Source organism: Rhodoferax sp., from assembly GCF_044236835.1.
In the GTDB taxonomy this organism is placed as follows: domain Bacteria; phylum Pseudomonadota; class Gammaproteobacteria; order Burkholderiales; family Burkholderiaceae_C; genus Allorhodoferax.
The window spans coordinates 45827-65577 of sequence record NZ_JBIIGC010000009.1 but is presented as its reverse complement, the minus strand read 5'-3'; the positions used below and the strand labels follow the sequence as shown (position 1 = coordinate 65577).

General features: G+C 63.8%; 14 protein-coding genes. 7 read left to right on the top strand and 7 right to left on the bottom strand.

Translation table 11 applies throughout. The features are described from left to right. Nucleotides 1–5: 5 nt before the first annotated feature. Nucleotides 6–2603: a [protein-PII] uridylyltransferase gene (locus ACILRC_RS08060; RefSeq protein WP_395668847.1), complete on the top strand. Its 2598-nt coding sequence runs from the start codon at nucleotides 6–8 to the stop codon at nucleotides 2601–2603. A 4-nt stretch (nucleotides 2604–2607) separates the two neighbouring features. Here ACILRC_RS08060 and def read toward each other — a convergent pair whose 3' ends face one another. Genes def through smc form a run of 4 tightly spaced genes read right to left on the bottom strand, consistent with a single transcriptional unit; the run spans nucleotide 2608 to nucleotide 9806 of the window. Next, entirely contained in the window at nucleotides 2608–3147 is a 540-nt protein-coding gene (gene def, locus ACILRC_RS08055; protein WP_395668846.1) for a peptide deformylase, read from the bottom strand. Continuing rightward, nucleotides 3134–5218, bottom strand: coding sequence for an NAD-dependent DNA ligase LigA (gene ligA, locus ACILRC_RS08050; RefSeq protein ID WP_395668845.1), 2085 nt, complete (start codon nucleotides 5216–5218; stop codon nucleotides 3134–3136). Before ligA ends, def begins: the two co-directional genes overlap by 14 nt. 22 nt (nucleotides 5219–5240) lie before the next feature. Beyond that, nucleotides 5241–6281, bottom strand: coding sequence for a cell division protein FtsZ (locus ACILRC_RS08045; protein WP_395668844.1), 1041 nt, complete (start codon nucleotides 6279–6281; stop codon nucleotides 5241–5243). Nucleotides 6282–6290: 9 nt separating this feature from the next. After that, the gene (smc, locus tag ACILRC_RS08040; RefSeq protein WP_395668843.1) at nucleotides 6291–9806 is read right to left on the bottom strand and encodes a chromosome segregation protein SMC; all 3516 of its coding nucleotides are present in this window, start codon (nucleotides 9804–9806) and stop codon (nucleotides 6291–6293) included. A gap of 103 nt (nucleotides 9807–9909) precedes the next feature. On the opposite strand from smc, the gene dapC reads away from it, so the two are divergent. Genes dapC through ACILRC_RS08010 form a run of 6 tightly spaced genes read left to right on the top strand, consistent with a single transcriptional unit; the run spans nucleotide 9910 to nucleotide 17239 of the window. Continuing rightward, a complete protein-coding gene (gene dapC, locus ACILRC_RS08035) occupies nucleotides 9910–11115 on the top strand; it encodes a succinyldiaminopimelate transaminase (protein ID WP_395668842.1) in 1206 nt (401 codons plus the stop codon). Nucleotides 11116–11140: 25 nt separating this feature from the next. Further along, nucleotides 11141–11965 (top strand): 2,3,4,5-tetrahydropyridine-2,6-dicarboxylate N-succinyltransferase, encoded by an 825-nt coding sequence (dapD, locus tag ACILRC_RS08030; RefSeq protein WP_395668841.1) that lies wholly within the window; start codon nucleotides 11141–11143, stop codon nucleotides 11963–11965. Nucleotides 11966–12004: 39 nt separating this feature from the next. Then, nucleotides 12005–13168, top strand: a complete 1164-nt coding sequence (locus ACILRC_RS08025; RefSeq protein WP_395668840.1) for a PilT/PilU family type 4a pilus ATPase — start codon at nucleotides 12005–12007, stop codon at nucleotides 13166–13168. Then, complete coding sequence (gene dapE / locus ACILRC_RS08020; protein WP_395668839.1) at nucleotides 13165–14325, top strand: succinyl-diaminopimelate desuccinylase; 1161 nt, start codon at nucleotides 13165–13167, stop codon at nucleotides 14323–14325. Before ACILRC_RS08025 ends, dapE begins: the two co-directional genes overlap by 4 nt. After that, complete coding sequence (gene prmB / locus ACILRC_RS08015) at nucleotides 14322–15209, top strand: 50S ribosomal protein L3 N(5)-glutamine methyltransferase (protein WP_395668838.1); 888 nt, start codon at nucleotides 14322–14324, stop codon at nucleotides 15207–15209. The genes dapE and prmB overlap by 4 nt, the downstream gene beginning before the upstream one ends. Continuing rightward, complete coding sequence (locus tag ACILRC_RS08010) at nucleotides 15206–17239, top strand: ABC-F family ATP-binding cassette domain-containing protein (RefSeq protein ID WP_395668837.1); 2034 nt, start codon at nucleotides 15206–15208, stop codon at nucleotides 17237–17239. Before prmB ends, ACILRC_RS08010 begins: the two co-directional genes overlap by 4 nt. A 74-nt stretch (nucleotides 17240–17313) precedes the next feature. Here the strand turns inward: ACILRC_RS08010 and ACILRC_RS08005 are convergent, their stop codons facing one another. The 3 genes from ACILRC_RS08005 to ACILRC_RS07995 are packed head-to-tail and all read right to left on the bottom strand — an operon-like array spanning nucleotide 17314 to nucleotide 19465. After that, nucleotides 17314–18324: a GlxA family transcriptional regulator gene (locus ACILRC_RS08005; protein ID WP_395668836.1), complete on the bottom strand. Its 1011-nt coding sequence runs from the start codon at nucleotides 18322–18324 to the stop codon at nucleotides 17314–17316. Next, on the bottom strand, nucleotides 18309–18917 hold the full coding sequence (locus ACILRC_RS08000; RefSeq protein WP_395668835.1) for a DJ-1/PfpI family protein: 609 nt from the start codon (nucleotides 18915–18917) through the stop codon (nucleotides 18309–18311). Before ACILRC_RS08000 ends, ACILRC_RS08005 begins: the two co-directional genes overlap by 16 nt. After that, nucleotides 18914–19465 (bottom strand): isochorismatase family protein, encoded by a 552-nt coding sequence (locus ACILRC_RS07995; protein WP_395668834.1) that lies wholly within the window; start codon nucleotides 19463–19465, stop codon nucleotides 18914–18916. The genes ACILRC_RS08000 and ACILRC_RS07995 overlap by 4 nt, the downstream gene beginning before the upstream one ends. Nucleotides 19466–19751: the final 286 nt, after the last annotated feature.

Below are 19751 nucleotides of genomic sequence, written 5' to 3'. Positions count from 1 at the left end.
GCGCAATGACCGACATCGCCCTGCTGCGCTCGCAGTACCGCGCGCAAAAGAAGCAACTGCAAGAGGCGATGGTCGAGCGTGGCGCCTCGGGGCGCAGCATGCGTCTGGCGCTGCACCAGATGGCGCAGCTGGCCGACCGCACGCTGGTGCAGCTTTGGGAGTGGGCGGGGCTCCAAAACCCGTTTGCGTTGATGGCAGTGGGCGGATTCGGGCGCTGTGAGTTGTTTCCGCAATCCGATGTGGACGTGCTGGTGCTGCTGCCCGACGGCTATTCCCCCGAAGCAGACCCCGCACTGAAAGCGCGTTTGGAGCGCTTCATTGGCAATTGCTGGGACGTGGGGCTGGAGATCGGTTCGAGCGTGCGCACCGTGGGGGAATGCCTGAGCGAAGCGGCGCGCGACGTCACCATCCAGACCGCGCTGCTGGAGTCGCGCTGCGTGACCGGCAACGCCACGCTGGTGCGCGCATTCCAGAAGGCATTTTTCGCGGCCATGGACCCCCGGGCTTTCTTTGTGGCTAAGACGCTGGAGATGCAGCAGCGCCACACCAAGTTTGAAGACACGCCCTACGCGCTGGAACCCAACTGCAAAGAGTCGCCCGGCGGCCTGCGCGATCTGCAAGTGATTCTGTGGGTGGCCAAGGCAGCGGGTTATGGAAACAACTGGGCCGAACTCGCCAAAAACGGACTGGCCACCACCTTCGAGGTACGGCAAATCCAGCGCAACGAGTCGCTGCTCTTCCAAATCCGCGCGCGGCTGCACCTGCTGGCCAGACGCCGGGAGGACCGTCTGATTTTTGACCTGCAAAACGCGGTAGCCGAGTCCTTTGGCTACCAGTCCAGCGAAGCAGCTTCGGGCAAAAAAGGCTTTGTGCGCGCCAGCGAAGCGCTGATGAAGCGCTACTACTGGGCGGCCAAGGCGGTGAGCCAGCTCAACCAGATTTTGCTGATGAACATTGAGGAGCGGCTCAACCCCTCCACCCATGCGCCGCACCGCATCAACGAGCATTTCAACGACAAGGCCGGCGCCATCGACGTGGTCAGCGACGACCTGTACCGGCGCGAGCCCCACGCCATTTTGGAAACCTTTTTGGTCTACCAAACCACCGTGGGCGTCAAAGGCCTGTCGGCGCGGACCTTGCGCGCACTCTACAACGCGCGCGACCTGATGGATGCCAAGTTCCGCAGCGACCCGGTCAACCGCGCAACCTTCCGCAAGATCTTGATGCAACCCGAGGGCATCACCCACGCCATGCGGCTGATGAACCAAACCTCGGTGCTGGGGCGCTACCTCTGGGTGTTCAGACGCATCGTTGGCCAGATGCAGCATGACCTGTTCCATGTGTATACGGTGGACCAGCACATTCTGATGGTGCTGCGCAATGTGCGGCGCTTCTTCATCGTGGAGCACGCCCACGAGTACCCGTTTTGCTCACAGCTGGCTGCTGGTTGGGACAAGCCCTGGGTGCTCTACATTGCCGCACTCTTCCACGACATTGCCAAAGGTCGCGGGGGCGACCATTCCGAGTTGGGCACCACCGAAGCCCGGCGCTTTTGCAAGCAACACGGCATCAGCGTTGAAGACACCAAGCTCATCGAGTTTTTGGTGCACGAGCACCTGACCATGAGCCGCATTGCGCAAAAGTCTGATCTCAGCAACTCCACCGTGATCAGCGACTTTGCCAAGCGTGTGGGCAACGAGCGCTACCTGACCGCGCTGTACCTGCTGACCGTGGCCGACATTCGCGGCACCTCACCCAAGGTGTGGAACGCCTGGAAGGGCAAGCTACTCGAAGACCTGTACAAGTACACCACCCGCGCCTTGGGCGGCCGCGCCATCGACCCCGACACCGAGGTGGAAGCCCGCAAGCGCGAAGCCCTGGTGATGGTCGCGCTGTACGCCATGCCTTTTGAGGCGCACAAGGCGCTGTGGGACACGCTCGATGTGGGCTACTTCATGCGCCACGACGCCGCCGACATCGCCTGGCACACCAAGCAGCTCTCGCGCCACGTGCACACCACCGAGCCCATCGTGCGGGTGCGCCGCTCGCCGGTGGGCGAAGGCCTGCAGGTGCTGGTGTACGCCAAAGACCAGACCGATCTGTTCGCCCGCATTTGTGGCTACTTTGACCAGGGCGCCTACAGCATCCTGGATGCGCGCATCCACACCAGCAACACCGGCTACGCGCTCGACACCTTCCAGGTGATCACGCCTACTGACTTGGACGAGCACTTTCGCGAAATCACCGCGATGGTCGAAAGCGGCTTGGTCAGCGCAATTGCCAACGCTGGCGATTTGCCGCCGCCCAGCCGAGGCCGGGTGTCGCGTCGGGTCAAGAGTTTTCCGGTGGCGCCACGCGTCTCGCTGCGGCCCGACGAGAAGGCACAGCGCTGGCTTCTCAATGTGTCCGCCAGCGACCGCCTGGGCTTGCTGTACTCAATTGCGCGGGTGCTAGCGCGTCACAAGATCGAAGTGCAACTTGCCAAAGTGGTGACGCTGGGCGAGCGCGTGGAAGACACGTTCTTGATCCACGGCCCGCAACTCCAGCACAACCGGGCGCAAATCGAGATCGAAACCGAGTTGCTGGGCGCGCTGGCCTCGTAGACCCTCAGTCGTCCTGCGCGTCGGAGATGCCGGGAAACAGCACCTCGGTGAAGCCAAACTTGGTGAAGTCGCGCACCCGCATGGGGTACAGCGTGCCCCACAGGTGGTCGCATTCGTGCTGCACCACCCGGGCATGAAAACCGCTGACGCTGCGGTCGATGGGGTCACCAAACTGGTCGAAACCGGTGTAGCGGATGGCCGACCAGCGCGGCACCATGCCACGCAGCCCAGGCACCGACAGGCAGCCCTCCCAATCGCTGTCTTCCTCCTCACCCAAGGGCGTAATGCTTGGGTTGACGAGCACGGTAGGCGGCACCAGCGGCCGGTCGGGGTAGCGCGGGTTCGAGTCGCGGCTACCAAAAATCACCACCTGCAAGTCCACGCCAATCTGCGGCGCCGCCAAACCCGCGCCGTTGGCTGCGCGCATGGTGTCGAGCAAGTCGGTTACCAGCAGGTGCAGCGCGTCGGTGTCGAACGCAGTGACGGGTTGTGCGGTGCGCAAGAGGCGCGCGTCGCCCATTTTCAAAATTTCACGCACTGCCACGGGAACTCTCCTCTAGCAGCGCCAACAGGCCCGCCTCGTCGATAACGTTCACACCCAGCGCCTGCGCTTTGTCGAGCTTGCTGCCAGCATCCGCGCCGGCCACCACGTAGTGGGTCTTTTTGCTGACCGAACCCGAGACCTTGCCGCCCGCTGCCTCGATGCGGTCCTTGGCCTCGTCGCGGCCCAGCGTCGGCAAAGTGCCGGTCAGCACAAAGGTCTGGCCCGCCAAAGGTTTGGGCAGGTCGCTGGCGGCACTGCCCTCCTCCCACGTGAGGCCGCAGGCGCGCAATTGCTCCACCACCTCGCGGTTGTGGGCTTGGGCAAAAAAAGTGTGGATGCTCTGCGCAACGACCGGTCCGACATCGTTGACCTCCAGCAGCGCGGCTTCGTCGGCGTCCATCAGCGCGTCCAAGCGTCCGAAGTGGCGGGCCAGCTCCTTGGCCGTGGCCTCGCCCACGTGGCGAATCCCCAACCCGTAGATGAAACGCGCCAGCGTGGTGCGCTTGGACTTTTCCAGCGCATCCAGGATGTTCTGGGCCGACTTGTCGGCCATGCGCTCCAGTGCGGCTAGCGCGGTCAGGCCGAGCCGGTACAGGTCCGGCAAAGTGCGCACGATATGCGCGTCCACCAATTGCTCCACCAGTTTGTCGCCCAATCCTTCGATCTCGACGGCGCGGCGCTGCGCGAAATGCAGGATGGCCTGCTTGCGCTGGGCGGAGCAAAACAGGCCACCCGTACAGCGGTGGTCGGCTTCGCCCTCCTCGCGCACTGCGGTTGATCCGCAGACCGGGCAGACCAGCGGCATGGAAAACACGGCCACGTCGCCGAGTCGCTTGTCCGGCACCACGGCCACCACCTCGGGAATCACATCACCAGCGCGCCGCACAATCACGGTGTCGCCCACGCGCACATCTTTGCGCCGGGCCTCGTCCTCGTTGTGCAGGGTGGCGTTGGTGACGGTGACGCCGCCCACAAACACCGGCGCCAGCTTGGCCACGGGTGTGAGCTTGCCGGTGCGGCCCACTTGCACATCAATGGCTAACACCGTGGTGGTTTGCTCTTGCGCCGGGTACTTGTGCGCCACCGCCCAGCGCGGCTCGCGGGTGACAAAACCCAGGCGCTGCTGCAAGGCGATGCGGTTGACCTTGTAGACCACGCCATCAATGTCAAACGGGAGACTGTCGCGCTCAGACGCAATGCGCTGGTGGAACGCCACCAGCCCAGCCGCACCCTGCACCACAGCGGTGTGCGCCGCCACCGCAAAGCCCCAGGCTTTGAGCGCCTGCAACAGTTCCATATGAGTGTCAAACAGGCGGCCTGCCGTAGTGGACACCTCGCCTACACCGTAGGCAAAAAAACTCAAGGGCCGCTGCGCCGCAATGGCAGGATCGAGCTGACGCACCGCACCGGCGGCGGCGTTGCGCGGGTTGACAAAGGTTTTCTCCCCTTTGTCGCCGGCGGCGATGCGCGCGCGCTGGCGAGCGTTGAGCGCCTCGAAGTCGTCGCGCCGCATATACACCTCGCCGCGCACCTCCAACACCTCGGGCACGCCTTCGGGCAGCTTGAGCGGAATTTGGCCGATGGTGCGGATGTTCTGGGTGACGTCTTCCCCGTTTTCGCCATCGCCACGGGTGGCGGCCTGCACCAGCACACCACGCTGGTAACGCAGGTTAATGGCCAAGCCATCGAACTTGAGTTCGGCCACGTACTCCAGCGGCGCTGCGTCTTCGGAAAGTTCCAACTCACGCCGCACCCGGGCATCAAACGCTTGCGCGCCAGTGGACTCGGTGTCGGTCTCGGTGCGGATGCTGAGCATGGGCACCGCGTGGCGCACCGCCTGAAACTGGTCTAGCGGCTTTGCACCGACTCGCTGCGTGGGGGAGTCTGGCGTCAGCCATTCGGGGTGCTTGGCCTCCAGCGCCTGCAGTTCCTGAAACAGCTGGTCGTACTGCGCATCAGGGATCTCCGGCGCATCCAGCACGTAGTAGCGGTGCGCGTGGTAGTGCAGTTGCGCGTGCAGCGCGCGCAGGCGCTGCAAGGCAGCTTCGTCAAACGAAAGGTTCTGGGGCATGGCCGTAGCTCGGGCGCCAGCGTCAGGAAAACAGACGCCGCGCCAGCACGCTGCCCGCCGCCAAGTCGCGCTGCTCCATGGTGTTGTAGAGCGACTCCAGCTCCTGGCCAATCAGGTCCATGGTGCGCGCTTCCAGCGCCTGGCCGTCGTCGTCGGTGACCACACCGTCCATCTCGCGGGCCAGCGCAAATGCGGCGTCGCGCATGCGCACAAAGGGTTGCTCGTTGCGGTCCACGTGCGCCACATCCAGGTGCAAGCCCAGCTCGCGGATGGCGGACTGCTCGGGGTCTTCGGCCAAAGCCGCCTGCGAGTCGAAAGCCAGCACCAGCACGGGTGCGAGCCCTTCCACGCTGGCGGGCAGCACCATGCGCCCCGGCACCGCGCCGGGCACAAAACCCAACCTGGCCGCGCATTGGTGCACGTAGCCGGGGCTCCAGGATGCGCTCTTGGCGCGGATGGTGAAGCCAAGCTGCGCATCGTGCGCACTGGCAAATTGGTCGAGCTCGCGGGCGCGGGCTACTTCGTCGCGCATTTCCGGGAACTCCGGCGTGGCGTTGAGGGCGTCTGCAAACGATTGGGTCTTGACGACAAACTCGGAGTACTCGATTTCATTGAGCGCACCCGAGCGGTTGGCCAATTGCACCCCCGCTTGAAAACCGCCGTAGCGCTGCCCGGCGGCCAGTGGCTCCCACACCTGGGACGACAGGTTGTAGCCTTCGATGGCATAAGGCTTGGTGCCGGCTCGGCGGGTGGCAGGCGATGCGGCGATGGCGGCGTCTCCGGAGACCACCGGGCTTGCCGGGTCCAGCGCCACGGTGGCAATGACATCGATCAGCGGGTCCAGCGAGGTTTTGCGCAAGGTGGTCGGACGGGGCAAATCAGGGGCGGCCAGGTCGGTGTCGTCGAGTATGGGCTCCTGAGGCTCTGGCGCGGTGTCCCGCTGCTCGGGCGCAGGCTGCGCGCGGCGTGGCGCGTTCTTGCGGGCCGTCCAGGTGCTGTGGGCCACCAAAGCGGCCAGCACCAAGCCGCCCAACACCGCCAAACCGATTTGCAGGTTACTCATCATGGAGGTTCATGCCGAAGTGGCCATTGTGATTGCGGAGTCCATGTCCACGGCCACGATGCGGGAAACGCCCTGCTCTTGCATGGTCACGCCGATAAGCTGCTCGGCCATTTCCATGGCGATCTTGTTGTGGCTGATGAAAAGAAACTGCGTCTCTTTGCTCATGCTGGTCACCAGCTTGGCATAGCGCTCGGTGTTGGCATCGTCCAGCGGGGCGTCCACTTCGTCCAACAGGCAAAACGGGGCGGGGTTGAGCTGGAAGATGGCAAACACCAGCGCAATCGCGGTCAAAGCCTTTTCTCCGCCGGAGAGCAGATGGATGGTCTGGTTCTTCTTGCCCGGCGGCTGGGCAATCACCTGCACGCCGGAGTCCAAAATTTCGTCGCCGGTCATGACCAAACGCGCATTGCCGCCCCCAAACAGCTCGGGGAACATGCGCCCGAAGTGTCCATTGACTTGGTTGAAAGTTTCCGACAGCAACGTGCGTGTCTCGGCGTCGATCTTGCGGATGGCGTCTTCCAGGGTGTTCATCGCATCACGCAAATCTTGGCTTTGCGCATCCAAAAAGGCCTTGCGCTGTTGGGCGGCAGCCAGCTCGTCCAAGGCCGCCAAGTTGACCGCGCCCAGGGCCGCAATCTCACGGTGCAAGCGGTCGATCTCGCTTTGCAGACCTTGCAGGCGCACGCCGCCTTCCTGGATGCTCTTTTCAAGCGCCGTCAGGTCAGCCTGCGCCTCGCTAAGCTGGGCTTGCATTTGCTCGAAGCCCAGGCGTGCAGCCTGCTCCTTGAGCTGGAACTCGGTGATGCGCTGGCGCAGCGGTTCAAGTTCGCGCTCGAGTTGCATGCGGCGCTCTTCGCTGCTGCGCAGTTTGGCGGTGAGGTCGTCGTACTCGCTGCGGCGTTCGCCCAAGGTTTTCTCGCAGGCCAGCTTTTGCGCCAGCGCGTTTTGTAGCCCGGCTTGGGCCACCGCGTCGGTCAGGCCGCCCAGTTCCTCGCGGGCACGTGCCTCGTCCCGCGCAATCGTCTGCGCCTGGGTTCCCGCAGTTTCCACCGACCGCAGCAACTCCGCCTGGCGCGACTGCAGGCTGCGCTGGGCAAACTGAGCTTCTTGCGCCTGGCGTTCTACGCTGCGCTGTTGCTCTAAACACTGGGCCAGCACACGCTGCGCCTGCAGCACGCGGTCTTCCAGTTCAGCGTGGCGCTCTTGGGCTTCGCCTAAGGCGATGTCCAGCGACTCAAACTGCTCTTGTGCCAATGCGCGGCGTTCTTGCAGCGACTCCAACTGGGCCATCACTTCGGCCAGATCAATGTCAAGTTGCTGGCTGCGGCTGCGGGCCTGCTCCGCCTGTTGCGTTAGCCGCAGGACTTCCACTTGCGCGGCGTGGTGGTTTGCCTGGGCCTCGGTTGCCGCACGCCGTACCTCGACCAGTCGCTGCATAGCGTCGGCGTATGCGCTCTCGGAGCGCGCCAGCGCCATGCGCGATTCCTCGGCAATGATTTGCTGCGCCCGCAATTGCTTGTCCAGGCTCTCAATCTCTTGCGCGCGCGCCAGCAAGCCAGCCTGCTCTGAGTCTGGGGCATAGAAACCTACGGCGTGGGCGCTTACGGTATGGCCCGTTTTCAGGTAGATGGTTTCACCCGGCTGCAACTGATTGCGCTGAGCCAGTGCGTCTTCCATACTGGGCGCGGTCAGGCACCCATGCAGCCAGTCGGCGAAGATGGCGCGTTGGCTCGCGTCATTCAATCGCAGCAAGTCGACCAAGCGCGGCAGCGTGCTGCTGGGCTCTGGCTTGCGGGCCTGTGGGGGGCTGTAAAAAGCCAGCTTGGCCGGTGGGGTGTCGTTGGCGAACGCGCGCACCATGTCCAAGCGCGACACCTCCAACGCCGCGAGGCGCTCGCGCAGCGCGCTCTCCAAGGCGTTTTCCCAGCCCTGCTCAATGTGCACGCGGCTCCACAGTCCCTGCAAATGGTCCAAGCCATGGCGCGCCAGCCAGGGTTGCAGCTTGCCGTCAGTTTTCACCCGCTCCTGCAAGGCCTTAAGGGCCTCGAGCCGCGCTGACAAATCCGCTTGGTGCGCCGATGCGCTGTTGGCGGATTGCTGGCTCTCACGGCGCTGGGTATCGCGCGCGCCCAGCGCCTCTTGCAAGGTGTCGACCTGCGCCTGTGCCTGCTGCGCTGCCTGCTGCAGCGCGTCGCACTGAGCCTGCTGGTCATGCAAGCGGGAGTCATCCGCCACCACCAGGACGCTGCGGTCGGCACTGAGGCGCTCGCAGCGCAGCTGGTGGCCGCGGCTTTGCTCTTCGATGCTGCGCTGCTCGGCGGCCAGCACCTGCAGCTGCTGCTGAATCTGTACCACCGCCGTGCGCTGGCTATCGGCCTGCGCCTGTGCCTGGCGCAGCGCGGCCTCCAGGTCTGGAATTTGCTGGGCGTGCTCTTCAAGCTGCGCGGCCAACACCTCGGCTTGGGTGTCGCCGCTGAGTGCGACTTCTTCAAGCCGACCGAGCTCCCCCTGGGCCTCCTCAGCCCGGGCCGCCCACAGTGTGGCCTGCTCGTGCAAAGTCACAAGCCTTTGCTCCACCCGGGCGCGGCCCTCCACCACGAAACGAATCTCCGTCTCCAGTCGACCGACATCGGTACTGGCCTCGTAGAGCTTGCCCTGCGCCTGGTTGACCAGGTCGCCTGCTGCGTAGTGCGACTGGCGCACCGTCTCCAGGTGCGCTTCAAGTTGGCGCAGGTCCGCCATGCGAGCCTCTAGCGCAGTTGCCGCAGCTTGACCCTCGGCCTGGATACGCGACTGCTCGGCCTGCGCCTCAGCGCGCCTGAGGAACCACAGCTGGTGCTGTTTGAGGTTGGCGTCCGACTGCAGCCGGTGGTAGGTCTGAGCGACCTCGGCTTGTTTGCTGAGCTTGTCGAGATTTGCGTTGAGCTCGCGCAGGATGTCTTCTACGCGGGTAAGGTTTTCGCGGGTGTCAGACAGTCGGCTCTCGGTTTCGCGGCGGCGCTCTTTGTACTTGGAGACGCCCGCGGCCTCCTCAAGAAACAGGCGCAACTCTTCCGGCTTGGACTCGATGATGCGGCTGATGGTGCCCTGTCCGATGATCGCGTAGGCGCGCGGCCCCAAGCCTGTTCCCAGGAAGACATCTTGCACATCGCGCCGGCGCACAGGCAGGTTGTTGATGAAGTAGCTCGATCCACCGTCGCGCGTGAGCACCCGCTTGACTGCGATCTCGCCAAACTGGCCCCACTGGCCGCCAGCGCGGTGGTCAGCATTGTCAAACACCAACTCCACGCTGGCACGGCTGGCGGCCTTGCGGTGGTTGGTGCCATTGAAAATGACGTCCTGCATGGACTCGCCGCGCAGCTCGCTGGCCCGGCTTTCACCCAATACCCAGCGCACTGCATCCATGATGTTGGACTTACCGCAGCCGTTGGGACCCACCACACCCACCAGCTGCCCGGGGAGCATGAAATTCGTGGGTTCTACAAACGACTTGAAACCGGCAAGCTTGATGGAGTTGAGGCGCACGTGACAGGGAGGCTTGGCCTGAGCAATGGATTTCGTGAAAGCCGCCAGCGGGTGCGGCCAGCGCGCAATGATAGCCTGCAGCGCTGGGCCATAATTCCGGCCCATGAACCCCCGTTTGGCCCTTCTACAGGCCTACCCTTTTGAGCGGCTGCGCAAGCTCTTTGCCGGCGTCACGCCCAACCCGGCCTACACACCCATTAGCCTGGGCATCGGCGAACCCAGACACCCCACGCCCCAGTGCATCAAGCAAGCCTACTGCGACGCGATTGCGCAGACCGAAGGTCTCTCCAGCTACCCAGGCACAGCAGGCGAGCCACGCTTGCGACAAGCCATTGCATCCTGGATTGGGCGGCGCTACGGCGTACAACTGAACGCTGACACCCAAGTTTTGCCCGTGAATGGCTCACGCGAAGCCTTGTTCGCTATCGCCCAGACCGTGGTTGACCCTGCGCCGTCGGCCCAGGTTGCACCGCTGGTGGTCTGCCCCAACCCGTTCTACCAAATCTACGAAGGTGCCGCCCTGCTGGCTGGCGCCCAACCGCACTTCGTGCCGCCCATGGCCGCACGCAATTTCGCACCCGACTGGGACAGCGTGGGCCAGCCAGTGTGGGAGCGCACCCAGCTGTTGTTTGTTTGCTCGCCGGGCAACCCGGCGGGCGCTGTGATGCCGTTGTCCGAATGGGAGCGGCTGTTTGCCCTGAGTGACCGCTACGGATTCGTGATTGCGTCGGACGAGTGCTACAGCGAGATTTACTTCCGCCAGGATCCTCCGCTGGGCGGACTGGAAGCGGCCCAGCGCCTGGGGCGCAGCGATTTCAAGCATCTGGTGGTCTTTAGCAGCCTGTCCAAGCGCAGCAATGTGCCGGGCATGCGCAGCGGGTTCTGCGCGGGCGATGCCAGTCTGGTAGCGCGCTTTTTGCTTTACCGCACCTACCACGGCAGCGCGATGAGCCCAGTGGTGCAGGCCGCCAGCGTGGCTGCCTGGAACGACGAATCGCATGTGGTCGACAACCGCGCACAGTACCGGGTCAAGTTTGAGCAGGTCACGCCGCTGCTGGCAAATGTGCTGGATGTGGCGCTGCCCGACGCCGGTTTCTACCTCTGGGCCCGGGTTGCCGGTAGCGACACCGACTTCGCGCGCGATCTGCTCGCTCTTTACAATGTCACGGTTCTGCCCGGCAGCTACCTCGCGCGCGATACCGACGCCGGCAACCCCGGGTCAGGCCGCATCCGCATGGCGCTGGTGGCACCCGCCGACGAGTGCCTGGAAGCCGCGCGGCGCATCGTCGAGTTTGTGCAATCCCGATAACCCCATCCGAAAAAGACAAGACACCATGACACAGCAACTCCAAGCCATCATCGACGCCGCCTGGGACGACCGCGCCAACCTCTCCATGCAGTCCGCCTCGGCCGAACTCAAGGACGCAGTCGAGCACGTCATTGCATCGCTCAACTCTGGCAAGCTGCGCGTTGCCACCCGCGAAAGTGTGGGCCAGTGGACCACGCACCAGTGGATCAAAAAAGCGGTGCTGCTGAGCTTTCGCCTCAAAGACAACACGGTGGTGCGGGCGGGCGATTTGGGCTTCTATGACAAGGTGCAAACCAAGTTCGCCCACCTCGACGAAGACGCCATGAAAGCCACCGGTGTGCGCGTGGTGCCACCGGCTGTGGCCCGGCGCGGCAGCTACCTGGCCAAAGGCGTGATCCTCATGCCCTCCTACGTCAACATCGGCGCCTATGTGGATGAGGCCACCATGGTCGACACCTGGGCTACCGTAGGCTCTTGCGCCCAGATCGGCAAAAACGTGCACTTAAGCGGCGGTGTTGGTATCGGTGGTGTGCTGGAACCGGTGCAGGCCAACCCGACCATCATCGAGGACAACTGCTTCATCGGCGCGCGCTCCGAGGTGGTGGAAGGCGTCATCGTCGAAGAGAATTCGGTCATCTCCATGGGCGTGTACATCGGCCAGAGCACCAAGATTTACGACCGCGCCACCGGCGCCGTGACCTACGGCCGCATTCCTGCGGGCTCGGTGGTGGTATCAGGCAACCTGCCCAGCGCCGACGGCAAGTACAGCCTGTACTGCGCCGTCATCGTCAAGCGCGTCGACGCCCAAACCCGTGCCAAGACCTCGCTCAACGACTTGTTGCGCGACTGAGCCGACCACCCCAAGCACCCTACTCCCGCCGCGATCGCCATGTCACCCGCCCCCGCGTCCGGCACCATGGAGCGCATCCTGCGCTTGATGGCAGAGAAGAACGCATCGGACGTGTACCTTTCCGCCCACGCGCCGGCGCTGATGAAAATCAATGGGCTGTGCGTGCCCATCAACAGCCAGGTCTTGCCGCCCGACGCGCCGCGCGATCTGCTGGCAGAGGTGCTGCAGCCGGAAAAACTGGCGCTACTCGACCAAGTTGGCGAGCTCAATATTGGTTTCCCCGTAGCGGGCGTGGGACGTTTTCGCCTCAGCGCCATGCGGCAACGTGGCTCGATTGCGGCGGTAATCCGCTACATCGCAGTGGAAGTGCCGCCTTTGTCGGAGCTGTCCGTTCCGCCAGTTCTAGGCGAGCTCATCATGGAGCGGCGTGGTTTGATTCTGATGGTGGGTTCCACCGGCTCCGGCAAAAGCACCACCTTGGCGTCCATGCTTGATTTGCGCAACGCCCGTGTGGCCGGGCACATCTTGACCCTGGAAGATCCCATCGAGTTCTTGTTCAAGAACAAAAAGTCCATCGTCAACCAGCGCGAGATCGGCACCGACACCGAGTCGCTGGAGGTGGCGCTCAAGAATGCATTGCGCCAGTCGCCCGACGTCATTTTTATTGGCGAAATTCGCGATCAACAGACCATGTCCGCCGCCATCGCCTATGCGCAGTCCGGCCACCTGTGCCTGGCGACCATGCATGCGAACAACAGCCACCAGGCGCTCAACCGTATCCTGAGCTTTTACCCAACACAGGTGCGCGAGACCTTGCTGGGTGACCTCGCCGCCGCGCTCAAAGTGGTGGTCTCGCAGCGCCTGCTGCGCACTGTGCAGGGCGTGCTCACGCCGGCGGTCGAGATTCTGCTCAACACCAAACTCGTGGCCGACCTGATTGCGCAAGGCGACTTTTTTGGACTCAAGGAGTCGCTGGAGCAGTCCATGGCCGAAGGCTCGCAGTCGTTTGAACAGGACATTGCCCGGCTGATCCGCGAGGGCGTGGTGGACCGCAAGGAGGGTCTCGCCCACGCCGACTCGCCCACCAATTTGATGTGGCGGCTGCAAAACGACTTTGGCCAAAGCACCAAGCCACCGGCGCCACCCCAGGCAGAAGAGCCAGAAGTGGCTTTCACCGAGATCACCTTGGACATCAAGCAGTGACGCCAGACACCCTTGCACTGACCGAGCAGCTCGTGTCCCAGGCCTCGGTCACACCGGACGATGGCGGCTGCCAGGCGCTTCTCATCCAGCATCTGGAGCCACTGGGCTTTGTGAGCGAAACCATCGACAGCGGGCCCGACGACTTCCGCGTGCACAACCTGTGGGCCTTGCGGCCCGCACGGTCCGGCGCAAAAACCTTGGTGTTTGCCGGCCACACCGATGTGGTACCCACCGGCCCGCTGGACCAATGGCAGTCTCCGCCCTTTGTGCCCACCCACCGCGACGGCCACTTGTACGGCCGCGGCACCAGCGACATGAAGACCTCGCTCGCTGCGTTTGTGGTGGCCACGCGGGAGTTTCTTGCGGCGCAGCCGCAGAGCCGGCTCGGAATTGGTTTCCTGCTGACCAGCGACGAGGAAGGCCCAGCCAAGGACGGCACCGTGGTCGTTTGCCGCATGCTCCAGGCGCGAGCGCAGGCGGTGGACTACTGCATCGTGGGCGAGCCCACTTCGGTGGAGCGCACCGGCGACATGATCAAAAACGGGCGTCGCGGCACCATGGGCGGCAAGCTCACGGTGAAAGGCGTGCAAGGGCATATCGCGTATCCGCATCTCGCCAAAAACCCCATCCACCTGGCGGCACCGGCCTTGGCCGAACTCACTGGCGTGGTCTGGGACCAAGGCAATGCGTTTTTCCCACCCACCACCTGGCAGATCAGCAACATTCACGGTGGCACGGGCGCAAGCAATGTCATTCCAGGCACGGTGGTGGTCGATTTCAACTTTCGTTTTTCCACCGAGTCCACCCCAGAGTCCCTGCAAAGCCGCCTGACCGAGGTGCTGGACCGACATGGTCTGGATTACGACATTGCTTGGACCGTGGGCGGCTTGCCGTTTCTCACACCGCCAGGCGTTTTGGTGGACGCGGTGCGCAGCGCGATCTTGGCCGAAACCGGCCTGGAGACCCAGCTCTCGACCACCGGCGGGACCAGCGATGGCCGCTTCATTGCGCAAATCTGTCCCCAGGTGGTTGAGCTGGGGCCGCCCAACGCCACCATCCACAAGCTCAACGAGTGTGTGGCGCTCGCCGACATCGAGCCGCTGAAAAACATTTACCGCCGGGTCTTGGAAAACCTCGAAGCGCAGGCGCGCGCATGAAGCTGCACGAACAGGTGCACGCGGTGGCCCAGGCGCTGACCGCGACAAACCTTGCGTTCGGCCATGGCACCACCAGTGCGCATGACGAGGCCGCATGGCTGGTACTGTGGTCCTTGGGTTTGCCACTGGACACGCCCTTGGACGCTGGATATGCGCTGGCCGAGATGGATCTCTCCGACGCGCAGCGCGAGCGCGTAGCGGACCTGCTGACCCAGCGCATCACGCTGCGCAAACCCTTGGCCTACCTGACCGGCGAAGCCTGGCTGCAGGGCTTTGGTTTCTATGTGGACGAGCGGGTCATCATCCCGCGCTCGTTGATTGCCGAGCTGCTCGTGGGCGGTGGGTTGGATTACTGGCTGCAAGCGTCCACCCACACGGTGCTGGACCTGTGCACCGGCAACGCCAGCTTGGCCATCATTGCGGCCTCGGTATACCCAGAGGTGGTGGTGGATGCGGCAGATATCTCGCAAGACGCATTGGATGTGGCCAGCATCAATGTGCAGCGGCACGGGCTGAAAGAACGCATCCGGCTGCTGCAATCCGACGGCTTAACCAACCTGCCCGGTGGCTACGACCTTATTGTTTGCAACCCGCCCTACGTCAATGCCCACAGCATGGCCGCCCTGCCCCCGGAGTACCAGCACGAGCCACGGATTGCGCTGGACGGCAACGCCCAGGGTGGCAGCGATGGCATGGACTTTGTGCGCACTTTGCTGCGCGATGCGCCGCACCACATGAACCCGGGGGCGGTGCTGGTGCTGGAAATCGGCAACGAACGTCCCTACTTTGAGGCCGCATTTCCCAGCTTGGATGCGGTCTGGCTGGAAACCAGCGCAGGCGAAGACCAGGTCTTGTTGCTAACGCGCGAAGCACTGTTGCCATGATCACCTTAAAAAACGTCACACTGCGCCGCAGCGCCAAGGTGCTGCTCGACGGCGCCTCCATGACCCTGAACCCGGGCGAAAAAGTGGGTCTGGTGGGGCGCAACGGCGCGGGTAAATCGTCGCTGTTTGCCCTGCTCAATGGCAGCTTGCACGAGGATGCAGGCGAATGCTACGTACCGCCGCAATGGCGCATGGGTCAGGTGGCGCAGGACATGCCGGAGACCGAGCAAAGTGCCACCGAATTCGTGCTCGAAGGCGACACCACGCTGGTGGCCGCACGGGCCGAAGTCACTGCCGCCGAAGCCACTGACGACTACGACCGCATGGCCCACGCCTACATGGCGCTGCAAGACGCTGGCGAGCACGATGCCGCAGCACGCGCGCAGGCGCTCATTTTGGGACTGGGCTTCAAGACCATCGAATTGGCGCGGCCGGTGAATAGCTTCTCGGGCGGCTGGCGCATGCGCTTGCAACTGGCGCGCGCGCTGATGTGCCCGTCTGACCTGCTGCTGCTGGACGAACCCACCAACCACCTCGACTTGGACGCGCTGGTCTGGCTGGAGGCCTGGCTCAAGCGCTATGAGGGCACGCTGATTGTGATCAGCCACGACCGAGAATTTCTCGATGCGGTGACGCAAGTCACCCTGCACATGGACAGCGCCAAACTGGTGCGCTACGGCGGCAACTACAGCAAGTTCGAGGACATGCGCGCCGAGCAAATGGAGCTGCAGCAAAACGCCTACGCCAAGCAGCAGGACAAAATCGCACACCTGCAAAAGTTCATCGCCCGCTTCAAGGCCAAGGCGAGCAAGGCCAAGCAGGCGCAAAGCCGGGTCAAGGCGCTGGACCGCATGGAGAAGCTTGCACCGCTGCTCTCCGAGGCGGATTTCAGTTTCGAATTCAAAGAGCCAGCCAATTTGCCCAACCCCATGCTGTCCATGCAGGGCGCCAGCTTTGGCTACCCGCCGCCCGAGGACGCAGCTCTGGGCACACCCCCCGTGGTCATCGTTCGCAATGTGAGCCGCTCGGTGCTGGCGGGCCAGCGCATTGGCATTCTGGGCGCCAACGGACAAGGCAAGTCCACCGTCGTAAAGACCATTGCACGCGCTCTGGCGGTCCAGGGCGGCGAGATCACCGAGGGCAAGGGCCTCAACATTGGTTACTTCGCGCAGCAGGAGCTTGACGTGCTGCGACCGCAAGACAACCCGCTGGAGCACATGATCGGGCTGGTGCGGCAACTCACCGCGCTTGGCAAGCTGCAAGGCCAAGCCACCCGCGAGCAGGACTTGCGCAGCTTCTTGGGCACCTTCAACTTCAATGGCGACATGGTCAAGCAGACCGTTGGCAGCATGAGCGGCGGGGAAAAGGCGCGCTTGGTGCTGTGCATGATCGTCTGGCAGCGCCCTAACCTGCTGCTGCTGGACGAGCCCACCAACCACCTCGACTTGGCCACGCGGGAAGCGCTGGGCATGGCGCTCAATGAGTTCGAAGGCACGGTGATGCTGGTCAGCCACGACCGCGCGCTGCTGCGCTCGGTCTGCGACGAGTTTTGGATGGTGTCACGCGGTGGCGTAGCACCTTTTGATGGGGACCTTGACGACTACCAGCGCTACCTGCTCGACGAGGCCAAGCGCCAGCGCGAAGCCGCGCGGGACGAAGCCAAGGTGGCGAGCAAAAGTGAGGTGCGCGCGGCAGCTGTGCAAACCACGCCAGCAAGCGCCAACGCAGGGGCGGTGGCCGCCCAGAGCGCTTCGAGCGCGAAAGGTTCGACCCACGCCGCCGGACCGGTCGGCGCACCGTCGTCAGAGCAGCGCAAGCGCTGGCAAAAAGAGTTGCAGTCGGTGGAGGCACGCATCCACGTGCTGCAGGAGGAGGCCGCCACCATCGAAACCCGTCTGGCCGCCCTGCCCAACCCTGCCGATATCGCCGAGCTGGCCAAACGCCTGCACACGCTTAACAGCGAACGTGAGCAACTGGAAGAGCGCTGGCTGGAACTCAGCGTGGTGGCGGAGGATGCGACCGCGCGTTAGGGGGTGTCGTCCCGGTCGGTGCCATGCCAAACGCTGCTGCGCACCCTGGCGGTTGCTTGCCTGGAATCCTCTCCTTATTCACCCGCACCAGAGGGTGTACCCCGCAGACCGAATTGGTGCCAAGCCCGGCGCAGCTGGGTGTCTGAACTGAAGCCCGCCATCTCTGCGGCCTGCGTCACGGTGCTGCCGCTGCGCAGCGCATGCTGGGCTAGCGTCAGCCGGATTTGCCGCAGATAGGTCAAGGGTGCGACGCACGCATGCTCTGCAAACAAGCGGTTCAAGTGGCGCGGCGAGGTGTGGGCGATGGAAGCCATGGCTGCAAGGTCCCAGCCGTGGGTGGGGGTATGGCTGATTGCGTCCTGCACACGGTGTACTGCTGGGTGCAGGTGGTTACGGTGGGCCAAAAAGGGCGACAGCTGCGGGTCCTGTGGCCCGCGGCGCATCGGTAGTACGAGGGTGTGCGCCACCTCGGCCGCCGCCGCTGCGCCACACACTTCGCTGATGCGCTGCAGTACCAGATCCACCCCGGTGGTCACACCGGCGCTGCTGAAAATCGGCCCATCTTCCACAAACACCCGGTTGCCCACCACGTGGCAACCAGGCGCTGCGCTTTGCAATTCGTCCAGGTGCTGGTGGTGCGTGGTTGCGCGCCGCCCATGGAGCAGGCCCGCGTGGGCCGCAATCACGGCGCCGGTACACACCGTCAGCAGTTCCAACACGCCGCGCTGTAGCCGGAGCTTTTCCAGCCAGCGCAGGCACGCTTGCGTCGCGCTGTTGTGCACATCGATGCGCTTTCCAGGCTGGCCCAGCAACACGATCCACGTGGGACGCTCGAACACCTTCGGCAAGGGCTCCACACCCGCCAGGGTCACGCCGACCGAGCTCGACGCTTCGCCCACGGGCCCGACATAACGCAGGCGAAACGGTTCGGCGCTACCCAGCTCAGACATGGTCTGGTTGGCAACGCGCAGGGCCTCGGCAGGCCCCGCCCAATCCAGCACCAAGCTATCGGGCAATAGCACGAACAACACCTCCCAGCGCAGCTCGGGCGCAGCGCGCAACGCAGCGCTCAGTTGCGTGTCCATGCAAAGTCCATTTGCCGTGCGGTGCGCACAGCCAGCGTCTCGCCGCCCAAGCGCTGCACCAGGTGCAGGCCCATGTCGATGCCCGCACTGATGCCAGCTGACGTGACAACTGCCCCTTCATCGACCCAGCGCACTCCGGTTTGCACCTGCAGTTGGGGAAACTGGGCGCGCAAGTCGGCCACATCTTCCCAGTGGGTGGTGACCTTTTCATCGCAAAGCACGCCGCTGGCCGCCAGCAGAAAGGCGCCCGTGCACACCGACGCAGTGATGCGTGCCCGCCCGGCGCTTTGGCGTATCCAATGCAGGGTTGCCTCGCTTTGCATCGCCTCGCTGACCACGCCGCCTGGAATGAGCAGCACATCGATGTCGTCTGCTGGTTGATCAAAGGTGGCGTCTGGCACAACGCGCAGACCAGCACGCGCCGTCACCGGACCGTCGCCCTGCGCCACACAACGCACCGCGCACCACGGCGCGGTGCCCGGGTGCAAGCGCTGGTGCATGCGCGATGCGGTGGTAAACACTTCAAAGGGCCCGGCAAAGTCCAGCGCCTCCATCCCGTCGAAGGCCAACAGGGTGATGTGCTTGACGGTCATGCTGCCAGGGCCTGCTGCACCGTGCACACCCTGGCAAAACGCTGGTGCAGCACGGTGGCCGTTCGCGACTTGATGTCTGCCGCACGGAGGGTCGTGCCGTCCGGCTGGATCATGTCAAACGTCAAGGTAGCGTCTACAACGAAGTCCACCTCCCAACCCAGGTCCGAGGCGTGGCGGGTGGTGGTTTCGCAGCATTGCTCGGTACGGATGCCGCTGACGATGATCTTGCGCATGTGGTTTTCTGTCAGCCACACCTGCAAGTCGGTACCCACCAGGGCGCTGTGGCGGCTCTTGACGAAGGTCGCCGCGGCACGAAACTGGACCAAGCCCGCCAAGGGTTGCAGGCCCCCAGACGCTTCTGAAAACGGGTTGGCAACTTCGTTGGCGCCCTGGCTGTGAACAATGCGAACGATCTGCATACCTTGCGCCTTGGCTCCATCCACCAGCGCGTTCTGATGAGTGAGGTACTGGGCGGCCAGCGCGGCGTTCCAGTCGGTACGTTGGCGAAAAGACTCTTGCGCGTCGATCACAAAAAGACAGGTGTGCATGTCGTACTCCTTGGGTCGCTTGCTCAGTAGACCCCTATTTTTCCCCTAATGGCGACATGGGTCCACGCGCAAAGCGACAAGCGTCGATCATTTTCAGACAAATAGAAGATGGACGAGTCGGGCAAACTGACCACCCCGATGTGGCGTAGCGAGAACCTGTCTAAGACGCGCAGCCGCGCACTGCCTTCGCCGCTACGCCATCGCCAAGGCGATGGGGCCAACAAAAAAGCCGCTCACGCAGCGCGCGAACGGCTTGGTTTAGGTCTTGGGTGGCGTACTGAACGCC

Coding starts and splice junctions, on each gene's coding strand:
- ACILRC_RS08010 (WP_395668837.1), top strand. CDS start 15,206: ATGATCACCTTAAAAAACGTCACACTGCGCCGCAGCGCCAAGGTGCTG.
- ACILRC_RS08060 (WP_395668847.1), top strand. CDS start 6: ATGACCGACATCGCCCTGCTGCGCTCGCAGTACCGCGCGCAAAAGAAG.
- ACILRC_RS08025 (WP_395668840.1), top strand. CDS start 12,005: ATGTCACCCGCCCCCGCGTCCGGCACCATGGAGCGCATCCTGCGCTTG.
- ACILRC_RS08005 (WP_395668836.1), bottom strand. CDS start 18,324: ATGGACACGCAACTGAGCGCTGCGTTGCGCGCTGCGCCCGAGCTGCGC.
- ACILRC_RS08000 (WP_395668835.1), bottom strand. CDS start 18,917: ATGACCGTCAAGCACATCACCCTGTTGGCCTTCGACGGGATGGAGGCG.
- prmB (WP_395668838.1), top strand. CDS start 14,322: ATGAAGCTGCACGAACAGGTGCACGCGGTGGCCCAGGCGCTGACCGCG.
- ACILRC_RS08045 (WP_395668844.1), bottom strand. CDS start 6,281: ATGAGTAACCTGCAAATCGGTTTGGCGGTGTTGGGCGGCTTGGTGCTG.
- dapD (WP_395668841.1), top strand. CDS start 11,141: ATGACACAGCAACTCCAAGCCATCATCGACGCCGCCTGGGACGACCGC.
- dapC (WP_395668842.1), top strand. CDS start 9,910: ATGAACCCCCGTTTGGCCCTTCTACAGGCCTACCCTTTTGAGCGGCTG.
- ligA (WP_395668845.1), bottom strand. CDS start 5,218: ATGCCCCAGAACCTTTCGTTTGACGAAGCTGCCTTGCAGCGCCTGCGC.
- ACILRC_RS07995 (WP_395668834.1), bottom strand. CDS start 19,465: ATGCACACCTGTCTTTTTGTGATCGACGCGCAAGAGTCTTTTCGCCAA.